Raw genomic sequence first — 16,073 nt, forward strand, 5'->3', positions numbered from 1 at the left:
GGCTCTCACCGTCCCTTCGGCAGGCCGAGCACCCGCTCGGCGACGATGTTCCGCTGGATCTGGGACGTCCCGGCGGCGATGGTGTACGACAGCGACGAGAGCCGGTCGGCCGTCCATTCCTCGCCGGTGTCCAGCGCGCCGGGGCCGAGCACGTCGGCGGCGGTGTCGAAGAGTTCCTGCCGGGCGTGCGAGTAGCGGAGCTTGAAGACGGAGCCGCCGACGCCGGGGACGCCGGTGCCGCCCGCGGCCAGGTCGCCCTCGGCCTGGCCGACGTTCCACTGGGTGAGCCGCCACAGTGCGGTGAACTCGGCGTTCAGCCGCCCGAGGCGGCGGCGGAGCACGGCGTCGTCCCAGGTGCCGTTGGCCCGTGCGGTGCGGGCGAGTTCGCCCAGGACGCGCCGGCAGGCGACGACCTCGCCGACGAAGGCGGTGCCCCGCTCGAAGGAGAGGGTCACCATGGTGACGCGCCAGCCGTCGTTCTCCGCCCCCACCCGGTTGGCGACGGGGACGCGCACCTCGTCGAGGAAGACCTCGGCGAACTCGGTGGAGCCGGCCAGCGTGCGCAGCGGCCGCACGGTGACGCCCGGCGCGTCCATCGGCATGGCGAGCCAGCTGATCCCCCGGTGCCGGGGCGCGTCCGGGTCGGTGCGGACGAGCAGTTCGCACCAGTCGGCGACCTCGGCGTGCGAGGTCCAGATCTTCGTCCCGGTGACCACGTACGCGTCGCCGTCCCGTACCGCGCGGGTGCGGAGCGCGGCGAGGTCGGAGCCGGCCTCCGGTTCGCTGAAGCCCTGGCACCACACCTCCTCGCCGCGCAGCACGGGAGGGAGCCAGCGGCGGCGCTGCTCCGCGGTCCCCTCGGCGGCGATGGTGGGTCCCGCGTGCAGCAGGCCGACGAAGTTGGCGCCGACGTAGGGGGCGCCGGCCCGTTCGGTCTCCTCCAGGAAGATCAGGTGCTGGGTGGGGGTGGCGCCGCCGCCGCCCGCGTCGGCGGGCCAGTGCAGCCCGGCGTAGCCCGCGTCGTACAGCGCGCGCTGCCAGCCGAGGTCGTAGGCCCGGCGCCCCGGCCAGTCGAGCGGGTCGGGGCGGGGCGGCAGCTTCGGCAGGGTCTCGCTCAGCCAGGCGCGCAGTCCGTGGCGGAACGCGTCCTCCTCTGCGGTGCCGGAGAGGTCCATCAGACGAGGTCCAGTCCGAGCATCCGGATGGCGTTGCCCCGCATCAGCTTGTGCACGGTCTCGTCGTCGAGCCCCTGGACGTGCTCCAGGGCGACGTCCTTGGTGTGCGGGAAGGTGGAGTCGACGTGCGGGTAGTCGGTCTCGAAGGTGGCGTTGTCGCGTCCCACCGCGTCCAGCGCGCTGACGCCGTGCTTGTCGCGGAAGAAGCAGCAGAAGATCTGCCGGTAGTAGTAGCTGGAGGGCGGTTCGGGGACGAGGTCGCGGACGCCGCCCCAGGCGCGGTGCTCCTCCCACACGTCGTCCGCGCGCTCCAGCGCGTACGGGATCCAGCCCATCTGGCCCTCGCTGTAGGCCAGTTTCAGCCGGGGGAACTTGACCAGGACGCCGCTGAAGAGGAAGTCCATCATGGAGGCCATCGCGTTGTTGAAGGACAGCGACGCCTGGACGGCGGGCGGTGCGTCCGGGGACGCGGCGGGCATCTGGGACGAGGACCCGATGTGCATGTTGACGACCGTCCCGGTCTCCTCGCACACGGCGAAGAACGGGTCCCAGTAGCCGGTGTGGATGCTGGGGAGCCCCAGGTGGGTGGGGATCTCGCTGAACGTCACCGCGCGGACGCCGCGTGCGGCGTTCCGCCGGATCTCGGCGACGGCCAGGTCGATGTCCCACAGCGGGATGATGCACAGCGGGATCAGCCGGCCGCCGCTGTCACCGCACCATTCCTCCACCATCCAGTCGTTGTAGGCGCGGACGCAGGCGAGTGCGACCTCCTTGTCGTGCGCCTCGGCGAAGGTCTGTCCGCAGAAGCGCGGGAAGGTGGGGAAGCACAGGGACGCCTCCACGTGGTTGAGGTCCATGTCCCGCAGGCGCTCCTTGGGGTCCCAGCACCCGCGCCGCATCTCCTCGCGGGTGATGCCCTCCAGCGTCATGTCGTCGCGGTCGAAGCCGACGGCGGCGATGTTGCGCTTGTACGGGAACTTGAGGTCCTCGTAGATCCACCAGTCGGCCAGTGGCCCGTCGGGGTCCATGGAGATGCGGTACTTGCCGCCGACGTACTCGAGCTCGCCGATGCCGGTGGTGAGCGGCTTCGGGCCGCGGTCGCGGTACTTGTGCGGCAGCCAGGTCTCGAAGAGGTGCGCGGGCTCGATCACATGGTCGTCGACGCTGATGATGCGCGGCAGTTCCGTCACCGGAGTGTCCCCTCAGCCGTATCTGATGCCCCGTCAGAAAAAGGCTAGACCCGGCACCTCTGGACCGACAAGGCGTCGCGCCCTACGCTTCCCGCTCGAACTGACGCTTCGTCAGGGCGAGTCGGACGCGTCCGGGTGCGGAGGCCACATGAGAGACACCGCGCACAGCGAGCTCCCGCACCACGACGGCACGCTCTGGGAGCTGCTGTGCCGCAGGGTGCGCCGCACCCCCGGGGCGACCGCGCTCGTCCAGGCGGGCGGCACCCCGGCCGCCGACCGGCGCACCGGCTTCGCCGCGCTCCACGACCTGGCGCTGCGCATCGCCGCCGGACTGCACGAGCGCGGAGTGCGCCCCGGCGACACCGTCGTGTGGCAACTGCCCACGCGCACCGGCACGGTCGCCCTCTCGCTCGCGCTCGCGCGCCTCGGCGCCGTGCAGTCGCCGCTCATCCCCACCTGCCGCGACCGGGACGTCGGCCTCGCGCTGCGGCGGACGGACGCCGCGTGCTTCGTCCACCCCGGCGTGTGGCGGGGGTTCGACCACGCGGAGATGGCCCGGCGGCTGCTGCCCGGCCTCCGCCGCACCCCGCTGCTGCTGGACGACGCCTCCCTGCCGGACGGCGACCCGGCCCGGCTGCCCCCGCCGCCCACCGACCCGGACGCCGTGCGCTGGATCTACTGGACCTCGGGCACCACCGCCGAACCGCGCGGGGTGCTCCACACCGACCGCAGCCTCCTCGCGGGCGGCGGCGCGCTGCTGCGCGCGCTGCGGCTCACCGCGGACGACGTGGGCTCGATCGCCTTCCCGTACGCGCACATCGGCGGCGCCGACTATCTCGTGATGCTGCTGCTCCGCGGCTTCCCCGCCGTCCTCTTCGAGAAGTTCGCGCTCCCCGGCGACCTGGCGGCGCTGCGGCGGCTCGGGGTGACCACGGCCGGCGGCTCGACCGCGTTCTACCGGATGTTCCTCGCCGAGCAGCGCAAACGGCCCGGCGGCAGGCTCCTGCCGTCACTGCGGCTGCTGGCCGGCGGCGGGGCACCGCTCCCCGACGAGCTGCACGAGGCCGTCGTCGGCGAACTGGGCTGCGCCCTCGCGCACGGCTACGCGATGACCGAGGCACCGATGGTCACCATGAGCGACCCGCGGGGGCCGGGCCCCGGCACGCCCCGGACGGAGGGCCGCCCGCCGCCCGGGATGGAGATCCGGGTCACCGACGGACGCGGCGTCCGCCTGCCGCCGGGCGCGGACGGCGAGGTGCGGCTGCGGGGCGCGGCGGTGTGCCGCGGCTACCTGCGGGCCGAGGACGACGCGGAGGCGTTCGACGCCGAGGGGTGGCTGCGCACCGGGGACCGCGGGCGGCTGACCACGGACGGGGAGCTCGTCCTCACCGGCCGTATCAAGGACGTGATCATCCGCAAGGGGGAGAACATCTCGGCGCAGGAGATCGAGCTGCTGCTGCACACCCACCCGGCCGTCGGCGACGTGGCGGTGATCGGGCTGCCGGACGGGGAGCGGGGCGAGCGGGTGTGCGCGGTGGTGGAACCGCCGCACACCGCGCGGGGCACGGAGCGCGCGACGGGGGCGCTCACGCTGACGGGCGCCGTCGCGTACCTGCGGGAGCGGGGAGTGGCAGCGCACAAGCTGCCCGAACAGCTGGAGATCGTCGCGGAGCTGCCGCGCAACGACACGCTGCGGAAAGTGCTCAAGCACGAACTGCGGGAGCGTTTCTCACCACGGTCCCCATGACCGGAACGCTCGGCGGCCGCGGAGGCTCAGGCGGAGAGCGGGCCCGCCGCGGGGGCGGCCTGCTGGGTGGCCGCGTCGAGATCGGGATAGCAGTCGAAGAGGCGGCGGACGCCCAGCGCGGCGAGCACGCGGTTGACGTGCGAGCCGTCCTCGGCGCCGCGTGCGGGCAGGATGAGGCGCAGCTCGCCCGCGCAGGAGCGCATCAGGCGGCGCGAGGCGATCAGCACGCCGACGCCGCTGGAATCGCAGAACAACACCTCCGAGAGGTCCAGGACCAGACTGCGGCGCCCCTCGGCGACCGCGTCGTGGACGTGCTGGCGTACCGCGGGAGAGGTGACCAGGTCCATCTCACCGGAGACCCGGAGGACGGCCCACTCCCCCCGCACTTCATCCCACACCTTCAACGACACGTCCTCGCATCCCCTTCCCTCACTTCGGTGCGCATGGCGACCCTTCCGGCGGAAGAGATCCTTCCTGCCTCGGCTGCCCTGCCACTCACGGTCAAAACTGACCCGGGGCGAACCCGGAGCGAACCGGCTCCGCCGACGAGCCTATGTGGTAGCCGGTCGGATTTCCCCCATAGTGCCGGTCACGCCCCCATAACTCCTGCGCATTCTGCCCCTCGGGACAGGTGCACGCACGGCGACCGTGCGCGGCACCACTCCGCGATGACCCGTGTGTGACCAACTGACCACCCTGCGCGACCGATTCGGCTTTCCGCCCTGCGCTACCGAAGGGGCGCACTTCGCGGTAAAGGGGCGTGCGCCACCCCTCCTTCGCACTACATTCGACGGACGACGCGTGTGACGGTGCGGGACGTATGTGCAGGGACTGGGAGCCAGATGGCGAATGACACACCACCTCGCTGGGACCGGAAGATGCAGCAGCGCCTGGCCCGTGGCGAGGCCGCGGCCCTCGGCGAGCTGTACGACAGGTTCGCCTCCCTCGTGCACAGCCTCGCGAACCGGGTCCTCGGGGACGAGGACGCCGCCGACGTCATCACGCGTGAAGTCTTCACCCACGTATGGGAGAACCCGGAGGCGTACGACCCCAAGGAGGGCTCGATGCGCTCCTGGATCGCCGGCATCACCCAGCGGCGGGCGACCGCACGGCTGCGCAGGGAACACCGGGAGGACGGTTCGCAGTCAGCGGAAGCGCTCGAACAGATCGAGGAAAAGGTCCGGGCGGCATCGACAGCGGCCCGCGCGGACTACATCGTGACCTCCATGCCCGCATCGCTCCGCGCCGCCCTCGAACTCGCGTACTTCCAGCGCCACGACTACCGCCAGACCGCCACCAAACTCGGCGTGACGGAGGACGAGGCGCGCCGACGCCTGCGTCTCGGGCTGCAGTTGCTCTCCTCCGCCATGACGCGCCCCGCGCCGCACCGGCCGCGCGGACTCGGACCCGTGCGATGACCGGCGATCGGGGGAAGGGACCGGAGGGGCAGGGCCCCGGCGGCGCGAACGGCGTCCCCGGCGACGGCGCTCCCGGCCGGAGCGAGGCGCAGCCGCCGCGTATACCGCCGCCACGGTCCGCCGCGGACGACGCGGTGGCACCGCCCGCCGTACCGCCGCAGCGCGAGCCGGTGCAGCGTGAACCGGCACCGGAGCAGCCGGTGCGGAGCGAGCCCGTGAGCGGGGCGCGGGAGGAGCGGCCCGGGTACGAGCACCGGGTGCTCAAGTCCCTGCTGGGCGCCTGGGCGTTGGCCGCCTGCTCGCCCGAGGAGGAGCGGGCCGTCCAGGACCACATCACCGGGTGCCCCGGCTGCGCCGAGGAGGCGTCGCGGCTCCGTGCCGCCGTCGGACTGCTGCACCCCGAGGACAGCCTGGACCTCGACCCCGGGCTCCGCTCCCACGTGCTGGAGGGCTGCCTCGGCCGCCGCCCGGCACGCGTCCCGGTGCCGCCGTGGGCCGCGCCGTACGAGGCGGAGACGGCGCGACTGGACGCGCTGCTGCGGGACATGGCGGCCGACGAGTGGACGGCGCCGGTGCGGCTGCGCTGGTTCGACGGCACCGCGCACACCGCGCGGGACACCACCGTCGCCGGCGTGATCGCCCATCTGCTCGCCGTGGACGGCCTGGTGGCCAGGGCGCTGGGGCTCTCCGACCCGCTGGTGTCCGCCTCCTCCACCGGACTGCCCGCGCCTCCGGGCGGCGGCCCGTCCGGTCCGGTGGAGCGGACGGAGGTGCTGTGGAAGCCGGAGAACCCGCTGCTGCGGCCGCTGCGCGCCCGCAACCCGTGGCGCGAGCAGAGCCGCACCATGGTGCGCTCCGCCTCCTTCACGGCGGAGGACGTGCACGAACGGGACGTCGACTACGGCGCGTTCACGCTGCCGGTCGCCGACGCCCTGGTGGAGCGCGCCTTCGAGACCTGGGTGCACGCGGGCGACATCGCCGAGGCCGTCGACTATCCGTACGGCCCGCCGGCCGGTGAGCATCTGCACCGCATGCTCGACTACGCGGCGCGGATGCTGCCCGACGCCCTCGCCGGGCGGCAACGGGCCGGACTGGCCACCTCCGCGCCGCGGCTCACCACGGCGGGCGCCCCGGGACGCACGCTCCACCTGGAGATCGAGGGCACGGGCGGCGGCGACTGGTACATCCCGCTGGACTCGCCCGGCGCCGAGCCGTCACGCGAGAACGAGGTCGCGCACGTGGCCCTGGACGGCGTGGAGTTCTGCCAGCTCGCCGCGGGCCACATCCCGCCCGCCGAGGCGGCCGCCGGACTGGACGGCGACCGGGACGCCGTCCACGACGTGCTGTTCGCGGCCGCTTCCCTGTCCCGGCTCTGAGGCCGGGACAGGCGCCGGGCCGCTCAGGTGAAGACGACGGTGCGGGTGCCGTTCAGCAGGACGCGGCGCTCGCTGTGCCACTTCACGGCGCGGGCGAGGGCCTGGCACTCGACGTCCCGGCCGATGGCGACCAGCTGGTCCGGGGAGACCCGGTGGCCGACGCGCTCGACCTCCTGCTCGATGATCGGGCCCTCGTCGAGGTCGGCCGTCACGTAGTGCGCCGTCGCGCCGATGAGCTTCACACCGCGGGCGTGCGCCTGGTGGTAGGGCTTGGCGCCCTTGAAGCTCGGCAGGAAGGAGTGGTGGATGTTGATGATCCGGCCGGAGAGCTGCTTGCAAAGGTTGTCGGAGAGCACCTGCATGTAGCGGGCGAGGACGACGAGTTCGACCTCTTCCTCCTCGACGAGGCGCAGCAGCCGCGCCTCCGCCTCCTCCTTGGTGTCCTTCGTCACAGGGATGTGGTGGAAGGGGACGCCGTAGGACTCGGCCAGCTCGGAGAAGTCCGGGTGGTTGGAGACGACGGCGGCGATCTCCACCGGCAGGGCACCGATCCGGGCGCGGAACAGCAGGTCGTTGAGGCAGTGCCCGAACTTGCTGACCATCAGCACCACGCGCATCTTCTCGTCCGCGCGGTGGATCGCCCAGTCCATCTGGAAGGAGGTGCCGACGGCGGAGAAGCTGGCCCGCAGCTTCTCGACGGTGACCGACTCCTCGGCGGAGAAGTGGACCCGCAGGAAGAACAGTCCCGTGTCGCGGTCCCCGAACTGCTGGCTGTCCTCGATGTTGCAGCCGGTCATGAAGAGATAACTCGACACGGCGTGCACGATGCCCTTCTGATCCGGGCACGAGAGCGTGAGGACGTACTGTTCCGGGCTGGCCGGCTGATCGGGGTGCGACTGGCTCATGACGTCAAGGTTGGCACATCCGCGCCGGTGCTCCGCGCACAGCTCTCACCAGCGGCTGCGCGCGGAGCGGAGCCGGGGTTGCGCGCGTCACACGGCGCGCAGCGCGAGCTCCAGGGCGTCGAGGGACCGGGGGCGTTCGTCCGGGTCGTCCCCGTCGTTCGCGGCCATCAGGACGTGCGCCTCGCGCGCCGCGTGCACGGCGTCCGGCCAGCCCGCGTTCTCCATGTAGGAGGCGACCGGGGCGTCGGCGCCGACCTGGTGCATGATCCGCAGGGTGCGGAGCACGGCGGCGTCGACGAGGGACGCCTCCTGCGCGTCGCGGAAGATCGTGCCGACGTACCGGTCCGCCGACCAGTTGTCGAGCCAGGTGTCCTCGACCAGGCGGTAGACGGCGTCGGTGACGTCTCCATAACCTTGCGCGCCGGCCGCCCAGCAGTCCTGATGGAACACCGGGTCGGAGAGCATGTGCAGCGCCGAGCGCACGTTGGCGCGCCAGCGCCACCAGGGCATGTCAGTGACGGGCATGCCGTCCATGGTGGTGGACCGACGGCCGCGACGGGAAGACTTCACGGAACCTTGCTGCATAGGCACCGACCCTACGTTCCCCTCGGGCACGCGGGGCCGGACCCCCGGTGTTCACGCTGACGTCACCTCCCGTTGACCGGGTATCACTGACGAGTTACGGGTCACGCGGCATCGTCCGGGCACATGACTGCACGGCGTCGCACCGGCCGCCCCGGCCGCCCCCGTACGTTCCGCCGCGCCACCCGGGCCGTCGCCGTGACGGCGGCCTCCGCCACGCTCCTGAGCGGCTGCGGCACGCTCGGCGGCGGCACCGCGGAAGCCGACGAGCCGATCACGGTGATGACCTGGGCACCGCAGGACACCCAGGCGACGAACATGCCCGGCATGCCGGCGATGGCGCAGGCGTACGCGCGCTGGGTCAACGCGGAGGGCGGCATCAACGGCCATCCGCTGCGGGTCGTCACCTGCAACGACCACAACGAGACGGTGCACGCGGCACGTTGCGCCTCCCGCGCCGAGGACGAGGGCGCGGTCGCCGTCGTCGGCTCCTACAGCCAGCACGGCAGGTCTTTCATGTCCTCGCTGGAGAGCTCCGGAATCCCCTACATCGGCGGGTACGGCATCGCCGACGAGGAGTTCACCAGCCCGCTGTCCTACCCGGTGCACGGCGGCATCCCCGCGCTCGTCGCGGGCAACGGCAGGCAGCTGGCGGCCGGGCACTGCGCGCGCGTCTCGCTGGTGCGGCCCGACACCATCGCGGGCGACCAGATGCCCTCGCTGCTCAACTCCGGCCTCGCGGACGGCGACGTGCGGCCCGCCGCCGACGTCCGCGCCCCGGAGGGCGCCTCCGACTACACCGAGCACGCGCGCACGGCCCTGCGGGAGGCCGGTGCGGACAGCGAGCGGTACGGCGTCGCCGCGTACGGGGGCAAGGCCGAGGGCGCCTGCGTGACCGCGATGCTCGGCGGCCGCACGGGCACCTTCTTCGACTCCTTCCGGCGGCTCCAGCACGACAACCCGCAGGTGCGCACCGCCTCCGTGCTGGGCAGCGTGGAGCAGTCCCTGGTGGACCGCTCGGGCGGCACCGACAGCCCGCTGGAGGGCGCGTACGCGACGGGCTGGTACCCGGCGGCGAACGACCCGCGCTGGGAGCCGATGAAGAAGGTGGTGAGCGAGCACGCCTTCGGCGACAACCGGATCGACACGGCCGACTCCGGCGTCCAGACCACCTGGGTCGCCTACACCGTGCTGCGGCACGTGCTGGAGGCCGTCACTGCCGACGGCCAGGGCCCCGTCACCGCCAAGACCGTCCGCAGCGCACTCGACAACGGGACCCCCGTCGACACCGGCGGGCTCACACCCGAGCTGAGCTGGGCGTTCGACGACATGCTCGCCGCGCGCGACTTCCCCCGCATCGTGAACACGATGGTCACCTACCAGCGGGTCCGCGAGGGCAGGCTCGTCGCCGTACGGGACGGCTTCGTGGACGTCGAGCGGACCCTGGAGGGCGGGAGCGAAGCCTGAACGGGGCGCGGGCGGGCGCCCGTTCACGACGTGCCGGTCAGAGCTGGGAGAACTGGCGCTGCTTGAGGCCGTACTTCTGGGCCGTCGGGTTCCACAGCTTGGCGGCCTCCTTCTTGGCCGTGGTCGCCTCGCCGCTGGCCTTGTTGCCCGCCGCCGTGGCCTTGGTGGAACGGGCCTTGCCCTTGTGGCACACCTTCTTGCTCTTGGCCGCGTCCGCCCAGGCCGCGTAGTGCGCGTCCGCCGAGGCCGAGGACTTCCAGGAGCGCTCCAGCGCGGTCTTCAGCTCCGCGCTGCCGGGGACCTTGTCGATGGTGAGCTCGTTCAGCCGGGTGACCAGGCCGTTGCGCTGCTCCGCCGCGGCACGCAGATCGCTCGCCGCCTTGTCGAGCTTCTGGCACGCCTTGATGTTCTCCACCGAACGGATCACCGTGGCGCGGCTGTTGTTGCTGTCGTTGAGCAGCAGGTCCAGCTGCTTCGCCTGGCCCTCGACCGGGTCGGGCGCCGGGGAGGACTGCTTCGGGCTCGGCGGGGCCGACTTCTTCGTCTCGGTCTTCTTCCCGTCGTCACCCGTCGCGCTGAGCGCCCCCGCCGTCACACCGACGACGGCGACGACGGCGATCCCGGCGCCGACGAGCACCCGGGGCGACACCTTGGAACGGCCGTTCCCGCGGCCGCCGTTGCCACCGCCGTGCCCGCCGCCCGGGCCCTTGCCGAAGCCGTTGCCGCCGGGACCGCCCGGGCCGGCGGCGTGCGCCTGGCTGCCGAAGGCGGGCATGCTCTGCGTGGAGCCCGCGTCGCCCGCCGCCGGGGGCGGGCCGCTCGGCTCCTCGCGGAAGAGGTTCTCGAAACCGGCGGGCGGCCGACGGTCCCCGCCCTGCGCGCCCGGCGCCGGCTGGGGCGGGGGCATCGCGCCGGGGGCCTGCGGGCCGCCCCGCGCCGACTCGGGCGGCAGCGGCGAACGCAGCATCTGCGTCGAGTCGTTGTCCTGCCCGTTCTGCGGGGGCAGCATCTGCGTCGCCTCGGCGTCGCCGGTCTGCGGGGGCAGCATCTGGGTGGCCTCCGCGTCGCCGGTCTGCGGCGGCAGCATCTGCGTGGCCTCGCTGTCCGGCATCGGCTGAGCCTGCGGACGCGTCAGCCGCTCGGGCAGCCGGTCGTTGCCCGCGGGCGCGTCCGCCACCGGCGGCAGGTACTGCGTGGCCTCCGAGTCCGCACCGGGCTGCGGCTGCTGCGCCTCGGGCTGCGGCATGGCTTCCGGCTGCGGCATCGCCTGCGGCGCCGACCGCGGGACGGGCAGCGACTGGGCGGAATCGGGCTGCGCGGCGGGGTGTTGAGCACCGGCGGCCTGCTGGGCACCGGGCTGCGGCTGCGCGGCCTGCGGCTGCTGGGCGGCAGGCTGCTGCGGCTGCGCGTACGGCTGCCGGCCCGGCTGCGGCTGGGCGTACGGCGGTGCGGCGGCGTACGGCTGCTCGCCGGGGTACGGCTGCTGGGCCTGCGGCTGCTCGGGAGTGAACTGCGGCTGGGCGGGCGGCTGTTCGGCCGCGTACGGCTGCTGTCCGCCCGCGTAGGGCTGCTGAGCCGACGGCTGCTCGGGAGTGAACTGCGGCTGGGCAGGCGGCTGTTCGCCCGTGTGCGGCTGCTGGGGACCCGGCTGCGGGGGTGCGGCCGGCATCGGTCCGGGCCCGCCGGTCTGGGGCTGCGCTCCGGGCGCCGACTGCGGGGGCGCGGGCGGCTGTTGGGGCGGCACGGGCGCCGCGTACGGCTGCTGCGGCTGGGCGTACGGGCCGGGCTGCGGCGGGGCCTGGGCCTCGGGCTGCTGCCAGGGGGACGCGGCTGGCTGCTGCGGGTAGCCGTAGCCGGGCTGGGGCTGGGCGGCGGCCTGCTGCGGGTAGTCGTAGCCGGGCTGGGCGCTGTACGGGTTGGGGGCTGCGCCGTAACCGGGGCCGCCCTGGCCGTCGTACGGGCCGGGTGCGGACGGGTACCCGGGCTGCGGCGCCGCGTACGGCGAGCCGCCGGACGGGGGTGCACCGTACGGCGTCCCGCCCGGCTGCTGCGCGCCGTACGGGGACGCCTGCGGTGCGCCGTACCCGGGTGCGGGCTGGTCGTAGGCCGGTGCGCTCCCGAACTGCGGTGCGTCGGCCGGTGGCAGGTCGGCGGGCGTGTGCGGCGGCTGCGGCGGGGGTGCCGGGGCCTGGGCCACGGCCTCGGAGTCCGGCCCCCAGGGCTGGCCCCAGGGCTGGCCCTGCGGGGGCCGTACCTGGGACCGGTCAGCGGCTTCGCGCTGCTGCTCGGGCGTCCACGGCTCGCCGTTCGACGGCAGCACGACTCCCTCGTAGAGGGGCTGGTCGCCCTGTCCACCACCGTTCTGCGCTGTCACCGGGACTCCTCGATCAACCTGTCTGCCGGAACCGTCGGCTCACGCTACCGGGTCGCTCGTATGGTCGACCACGCCCCTGATGGGGGTACACCGACCCGTCACCTACGAAATGGGGCAAAGGTTCACGGTTCGCTCAGGCCACGGCCATCTCCTCGATGCGCTCGGCGAAGTCACGGACGGCGGACTCCTGCTCGTACGGCTCCAGCCTGCGGCGGAAGTCCTCCAGGTACTCGGCGCCCCGGTCGGACCTGAGCCCCGCCAGGAGCTCCACGCCCTGCTCGGCGTAGTGGCACGCGTGCTCAAGCTCACGCTGCTCGACCTGGGCCGAGGCGAGCAGGAAACAGCCGATGGCACGCCGCCGCACCCGGCGCTCGGGATGCCCGGCGAGGGAGTCCTGGGCGTGCACGGCGGAGCCCGAGGGCTGGTGCAGGTCCCGGTGGCAGTGGGCGAGTTCGTCTGCCAGGTAGGCACGGTCGAAATGGGCGATCCATACCGGATCGTCGCCCGATTCCTTGTTGCTCTCCGCGCGGTCCATCGCGTCCACGGCCACGGCGGACAGCCGTCGGAAGGCGGGACCGTCCCCCATCAGCGCGTGCCCGCGCGCCTCCGCCGCCGCGAACATCGCCTCCGCGCGCGGGGTCACGCACCCGCGCGCCCCCTCCTGCGCGACGCGGGCCAACTGCGCGATCTCGCGCGGGTTTCCGAGCGAGGCCGCGAGATGGCTCATCCCAGCGGCCAGCACGTACCCGCCGTACGCGCGGTCGTCCGCGGCCTGCGCCAGGCGCAGCGCCTGGATGTAGTACCGCTGCGCCAGCCCGTGCTGCCCGGTGTCGACGGCCATGTACCCGGCGAGCTCCGTGAGCCGGGCCACCGCGCCGAACAGCGCGCGCCCCACGGCGTCCGAGTAGGAGCCCGCGAGCAGCCCGGAGACGACGCTGTTGAGGTAGTGCGCCACCACGGGACGGATGTGGCCGCTGCCGTAGGTGTGGTCAAGGCCGGACAGCGCGTCGGTGGTGGCCGTGACGGCGGCGACGTCGGACATCCCGACCCGTGGCCCCGCCGTGCGGGACACCTGCGCGTCCGGTGCGGTGATGAGCCAGTCCCGGCTGGGCTCCACCAGCGCGGAGGCGGCGACGGAGGAGCCGGAGAGGAAGTCGCTCCGTCCCACGTCGCTGCGCCACAGCTCGCAGACCTGCTCCACGGCGGCGGCGGGCCCCGGCGCGAACTGGAGCCCCACCCCCGGTGTGAGGTTCCGGCCGCCCGCCATCCCGATCTCGTCGACCGAGACCGTACGGCCCAGCTTGCGGCCGAGGGCGTCGGCGATGAGCGCGGGCGCCCGGCCGCGCGGCTGCTGTCCGCGCAGCCACCTGGCGACCGAGGTCTTGTCGTAGCGCAGGTCGAGACCGGCTTCCGCGCCGCACACGTTGACCCGCCGGGCCAGTCCGGCGTGGGAGCAGTCGGCTTCCTGAATGAGTGTCTGCAGCCTGTCGTTGGGCTGCTTGACGGTGAGCGGCCTCCCGGCCATGCGATCCCCCCTGTTCAAGGCGACGGATGATCACTGCCCAGTGCATATGACCCTGATTCCGAAGAAAAGGCTCCCTTGGTCAGTAATGCACTGGAGAGTGAACTACCCCCTGGGGCAGCCCCCTCCGGCGCGCGCCCCCGCACATGCCCCCGTGCGCCCTCGTCCCTCCGTCGTCCGCCCCCGCGGCACCCCTGCGCCGGCGCGCCGCGAAGCGCGTTCCCCGGCCCGTAACCCCCTGTGGGAAGGGGAGTTGAGATCTGCGTGGAAGAGAGCATCGGAGTCACCCCAGGAGTCACGGAACGCGCGCACGTCCCCCGGCAGCCCGCCGGATCGCCGCTCGACCACGCGGTGCGGTACACGCAGGACCGCCACTGGGACGTCGTCCCCGGCACCCGGCTGGAGACCGTCGCGGGGATGCCCCGGTGCAGCTGCGGCGACTTGGGCTGCGCGGCCCCCGGCGCCCACCCCGCCGGCCGCGACTGGGCCGCCGGGGCCACGGGCAGCGCCTCGGCCGCGCGCCGGATGTGGACGGAGGACCCGGAGGCCGCCGTACTGCTGCCGACGGGGCGCACCTTCGACGTGCTGGACGCTCCCGAGACCGCGGGCCTCCTCGCGCTGGCCCGGGCGGAACGGCTCGGGCTCTCGCCCGGCCCCGTGATCAGCGCCCCGCACGGGCGGCTGCTCTTCCTCGTCCTGCCGGGCGGCGCCGCCAAGTGCCCCGATCTGGTGCGCGGGTTGGGCTGGTCGCCGGACGCGCTGGACCTCGCCGCGCACGGCGAGGGCGGCTGGGTCGCCGCGCCGCCGACCCGGTGGGGAGCGCGCGGGTGCGTGCAGTGGGCGCGCAGGCCGGGCGCCGCGAACCGCTGGCTCCCGGACGCCGGGGACCTGCTCCCCGCGCTGGCCTACGCCTGCGGCCGCGAGGCGGCCCTCCGGCGCGCCTGAACTCCCCCTCCGCGCAAGCGGAAAGCCTCGCCGGACGCACAGGAGCGTGCGTCCGGCGAGGTGCGTCAGGGGTGCCGGTCAGGCGGCGGGTATGACGGCCTGGAGGAAGGGTTCGACGACGCGGCGCCAGCCGTCCGGCTGGTCGAAGTGCAACAGGTGTCCCGCGTCCGGGACTTCGGCGTAGATGCCACGGGGCAGCACCCGCACCATCTCCTGCGCCTCGGCCCGGCCGAGGTCCCCGTCGATGCCGCGGACGACGAGGGTGGGGCAGCGGACGTGCGAGAGCTCGTCCCAGTGCGCGTCGTGCACCCACGCCTCGCGCACCCGGAGCATCTGCGGGCAGGAGAAGACCGGTTCCCAGCCGCCGTCGCCCTCGGTCATGACCTCGGCGAAGAAGTCGCCCCGGGTGGGCCGCGGCCGGTCGAGGGCCGGATCGTCCTCGCCGAACCACCTGCGGACGTCGGCCAGCGTCGCGAAGGGGACCGGCCAGGAGGAGAACCACTCCGCCCATTCGCGCTGCGAACGCTCCCCCAGCGCCGAGGCCTTCATGTCGCAGATGACCAGGGCCTGGACGAGATCGGGGCGCTTGGCCGCGAGTTCCCAGGCGGTGAGCGCGCCCATCGAGTGCCCGACGAGGGCGAGCGGGGCGAGGCCGAGCTGTTCGATGGCGGCCTCGACGTCGGCGACGAACGCCGCGCGGTCGTACGGGCCGTGCTCCGGTTTCTCGCTGCGTCCGTGTCCGCGCTGGTCGAGCGCGACGGCGCGATAGCGGCCCGAGAGCCAGCGCGCCGTTCCCGCCCAGTGCGCCGCGCGTCCCATCAGGCCGTGCAGCAGGAGCACTCCGGGCGGTTCGGCTGCGTTCTCGCCGGCGGGCCCGTCGTCCCTGAGCAGTTCGGCTCCGGCGCCCGCGTCCTTCTCGTGGCTCCCCTTCGGCGGGTCGGCGAACTCCCAGGCGGCGAGCTGGACTCCGTCGGCCCCCGTCACGTCGATACGTCGCACCATGCGCCGTGCACCCCCATTCCCACTACCGCTGCGTCACGCTATCGAACTTCTATTCGAACAGGCGGGAGTACGGCGTAACTCCCCACTTTCGAGTGACCGCGCCCCAGGGTTCGCCGACGTCCCCGCGGGGAGACAGCTACCGGGAAGGGGACCGACCCGGGGAGCTCGGGGCTCCGGGTCACCTCTGGGGGACATGGGGAGGCGAGGCCCCGGCCGCACCGGCCGGGGCCTTGTGCATGCCCGACGGCCTGCGGACACCCCGCTGTCGACTGCGCCCGGCCCACCCATCGACGGCTCTCCCCTCCGCCCGCGTGCGCACCGGAACAGCGTGGCACGGCGGGTGTGCGGTCGCTCGGATTCCGGCAACTCT

Annotated in this window: 13 protein-coding genes; 5 read left to right on the forward strand and 8 right to left on the reverse strand. The window is 73.6% G+C overall.

Annotation, left to right across the window (positions count from 1 at the left end):
* Nucleotides 1-5: 5 nt before the first annotated feature.
* A complete protein-coding gene (locus tag HCC30_RS27175) occupies nucleotides 6-1,175 on the reverse strand; it encodes an acyl-CoA dehydrogenase family protein (protein ID WP_169445563.1) in 1,170 nt (389 codons plus the stop codon).
* Nucleotides 1,175-2,365 carry an amidohydrolase family protein gene (locus tag HCC30_RS27180; RefSeq protein WP_169445564.1) on the reverse strand — a complete coding sequence of 397 codons (1,191 nt, stop codon included), beginning with the start codon at nucleotides 2,363-2,365 and terminating at the stop codon, nucleotides 1,175-1,177. The genes HCC30_RS27175 and HCC30_RS27180 overlap by 1 nt, the downstream gene beginning before the upstream one ends.
* A 148-nt stretch (nucleotides 2,366-2,513) precedes the next feature.
* Between HCC30_RS27180 and HCC30_RS27185 the strand changes: the two genes are divergently transcribed.
* Nucleotides 2,514-4,112: an AMP-binding protein gene (locus HCC30_RS27185; RefSeq protein ID WP_169445565.1), complete on the forward strand. Its 1,599-nt coding sequence runs from the start codon at nucleotides 2,514-2,516 to the stop codon at nucleotides 4,110-4,112.
* Between the two features lie 26 nt (nucleotides 4,113-4,138).
* On the opposite strand, the gene HCC30_RS27190 is transcribed toward HCC30_RS27185, so the two are convergent.
* Complete coding sequence (locus HCC30_RS27190; RefSeq protein ID WP_346776835.1) at nucleotides 4,139-4,522, reverse strand: STAS domain-containing protein; 384 nt, start codon at nucleotides 4,520-4,522, stop codon at nucleotides 4,139-4,141.
* A gap of 432 nt (nucleotides 4,523-4,954) precedes the next feature.
* On the opposite strand from HCC30_RS27190, the gene HCC30_RS27195 reads away from it, so the two are divergent.
* The gene (locus tag HCC30_RS27195) at nucleotides 4,955-5,530 is read left to right on the forward strand and encodes a sigma-70 family RNA polymerase sigma factor (RefSeq protein WP_169445566.1); all 576 of its coding nucleotides are present in this window, start codon (nucleotides 4,955-4,957) and stop codon (nucleotides 5,528-5,530) included.
* Nucleotides 5,527-6,906 carry a zf-HC2 domain-containing protein gene (locus tag HCC30_RS27200; protein WP_169445567.1) on the forward strand — a complete coding sequence of 460 codons (1,380 nt, stop codon included), beginning with the start codon at nucleotides 5,527-5,529 and terminating at the stop codon, nucleotides 6,904-6,906. The genes HCC30_RS27195 and HCC30_RS27200 overlap by 4 nt, the downstream gene beginning before the upstream one ends.
* Nucleotides 6,907-6,929: 23 nt before the next feature.
* On the opposite strand, the gene purU is transcribed toward HCC30_RS27200, so the two are convergent.
* On the reverse strand, nucleotides 6,930-7,811 hold the full coding sequence (gene purU / locus HCC30_RS27205; protein WP_169445568.1) for a formyltetrahydrofolate deformylase: 882 nt from the start codon (nucleotides 7,809-7,811) through the stop codon (nucleotides 6,930-6,932).
* Nucleotides 7,812-7,898: 87 nt separating this feature from the next.
* The gene (locus tag HCC30_RS27210; protein ID WP_169445569.1) at nucleotides 7,899-8,396 is read right to left on the reverse strand and encodes a hypothetical protein; all 498 of its coding nucleotides are present in this window, start codon (nucleotides 8,394-8,396) and stop codon (nucleotides 7,899-7,901) included.
* A 123-nt stretch (nucleotides 8,397-8,519) separates the two neighbouring features.
* Here HCC30_RS27210 and HCC30_RS27215 point away from each other — a divergent pair, with 123 nt between their 5' ends.
* Nucleotides 8,520-9,860: an ABC transporter substrate-binding protein gene (locus HCC30_RS27215; protein WP_169445570.1), complete on the forward strand. Its 1,341-nt coding sequence runs from the start codon at nucleotides 8,520-8,522 to the stop codon at nucleotides 9,858-9,860.
* Nucleotides 9,861-9,897: 37 nt separating this feature from the next.
* Here HCC30_RS27215 and HCC30_RS27220 read toward each other — a convergent pair whose 3' ends face one another.
* Both HCC30_RS27220 and HCC30_RS27225 read right to left on the reverse strand, forming a co-directional pair.
* On the reverse strand, nucleotides 9,898-12,234 hold the full coding sequence (locus HCC30_RS27220; protein ID WP_169445571.1) for a hypothetical protein: 2,337 nt from the start codon (nucleotides 12,232-12,234) through the stop codon (nucleotides 9,898-9,900).
* A gap of 133 nt (nucleotides 12,235-12,367) precedes the next feature.
* Nucleotides 12,368-13,759, reverse strand: a complete 1,392-nt coding sequence (locus tag HCC30_RS27225) for a transcriptional regulator (protein ID WP_169445572.1) — start codon at nucleotides 13,757-13,759, stop codon at nucleotides 12,368-12,370.
* A 261-nt stretch (nucleotides 13,760-14,020) separates the two neighbouring features.
* On the opposite strand from HCC30_RS27225, the gene HCC30_RS27230 reads away from it, so the two are divergent.
* Nucleotides 14,021-14,701: a bifunctional DNA primase/polymerase gene (locus tag HCC30_RS27230; protein ID WP_169445573.1), complete on the forward strand. Its 681-nt coding sequence runs from the start codon at nucleotides 14,021-14,023 to the stop codon at nucleotides 14,699-14,701.
* Nucleotides 14,702-14,779: 78 nt separating this feature from the next.
* Here HCC30_RS27230 and HCC30_RS27235 read toward each other — a convergent pair whose 3' ends face one another.
* Nucleotides 14,780-15,703: an alpha/beta hydrolase gene (locus HCC30_RS27235; protein ID WP_169445574.1), complete on the reverse strand. Its 924-nt coding sequence runs from the start codon at nucleotides 15,701-15,703 to the stop codon at nucleotides 14,780-14,782.
* Nucleotides 15,704-16,073 lie beyond the last annotated feature (370 nt).

It is taken from the genome of Streptomyces sp. HNM0574, assembly GCF_012726235.1.
Lineage (GTDB): Bacteria > Actinomycetota > Actinomycetes > Streptomycetales > Streptomycetaceae > Streptomyces.

Coding starts and splice junctions, on each gene's coding strand:
- HCC30_RS27200 (WP_169445567.1), top strand. CDS start 5,527: ATGACCGGCGATCGGGGGAAGGGACCGGAGGGGCAGGGCCCCGGCGGC.
- HCC30_RS27215 (WP_169445570.1), top strand. CDS start 8,520: ATGACTGCACGGCGTCGCACCGGCCGCCCCGGCCGCCCCCGTACGTTC.
- HCC30_RS27185 (WP_169445565.1), top strand. CDS start 2,514: ATGAGAGACACCGCGCACAGCGAGCTCCCGCACCACGACGGCACGCTC.
- HCC30_RS27210 (WP_169445569.1), bottom strand. CDS start 8,396: ATGCAGCAAGGTTCCGTGAAGTCTTCCCGTCGCGGCCGTCGGTCCACC.
- purU (WP_169445568.1), bottom strand. CDS start 7,811: ATGAGCCAGTCGCACCCCGATCAGCCGGCCAGCCCGGAACAGTACGTC.
- HCC30_RS27195 (WP_169445566.1), top strand. CDS start 4,955: ATGGCGAATGACACACCACCTCGCTGGGACCGGAAGATGCAGCAGCGC.
- HCC30_RS27235 (WP_169445574.1), bottom strand. CDS start 15,703: ATGGTGCGACGTATCGACGTGACGGGGGCCGACGGAGTCCAGCTCGCC.
- HCC30_RS27225 (WP_169445572.1), bottom strand. CDS start 13,759: ATGGCCGGGAGGCCGCTCACCGTCAAGCAGCCCAACGACAGGCTGCAG.
- HCC30_RS27175 (WP_169445563.1), bottom strand. CDS start 1,175: ATGGACCTCTCCGGCACCGCAGAGGAGGACGCGTTCCGCCACGGACTG.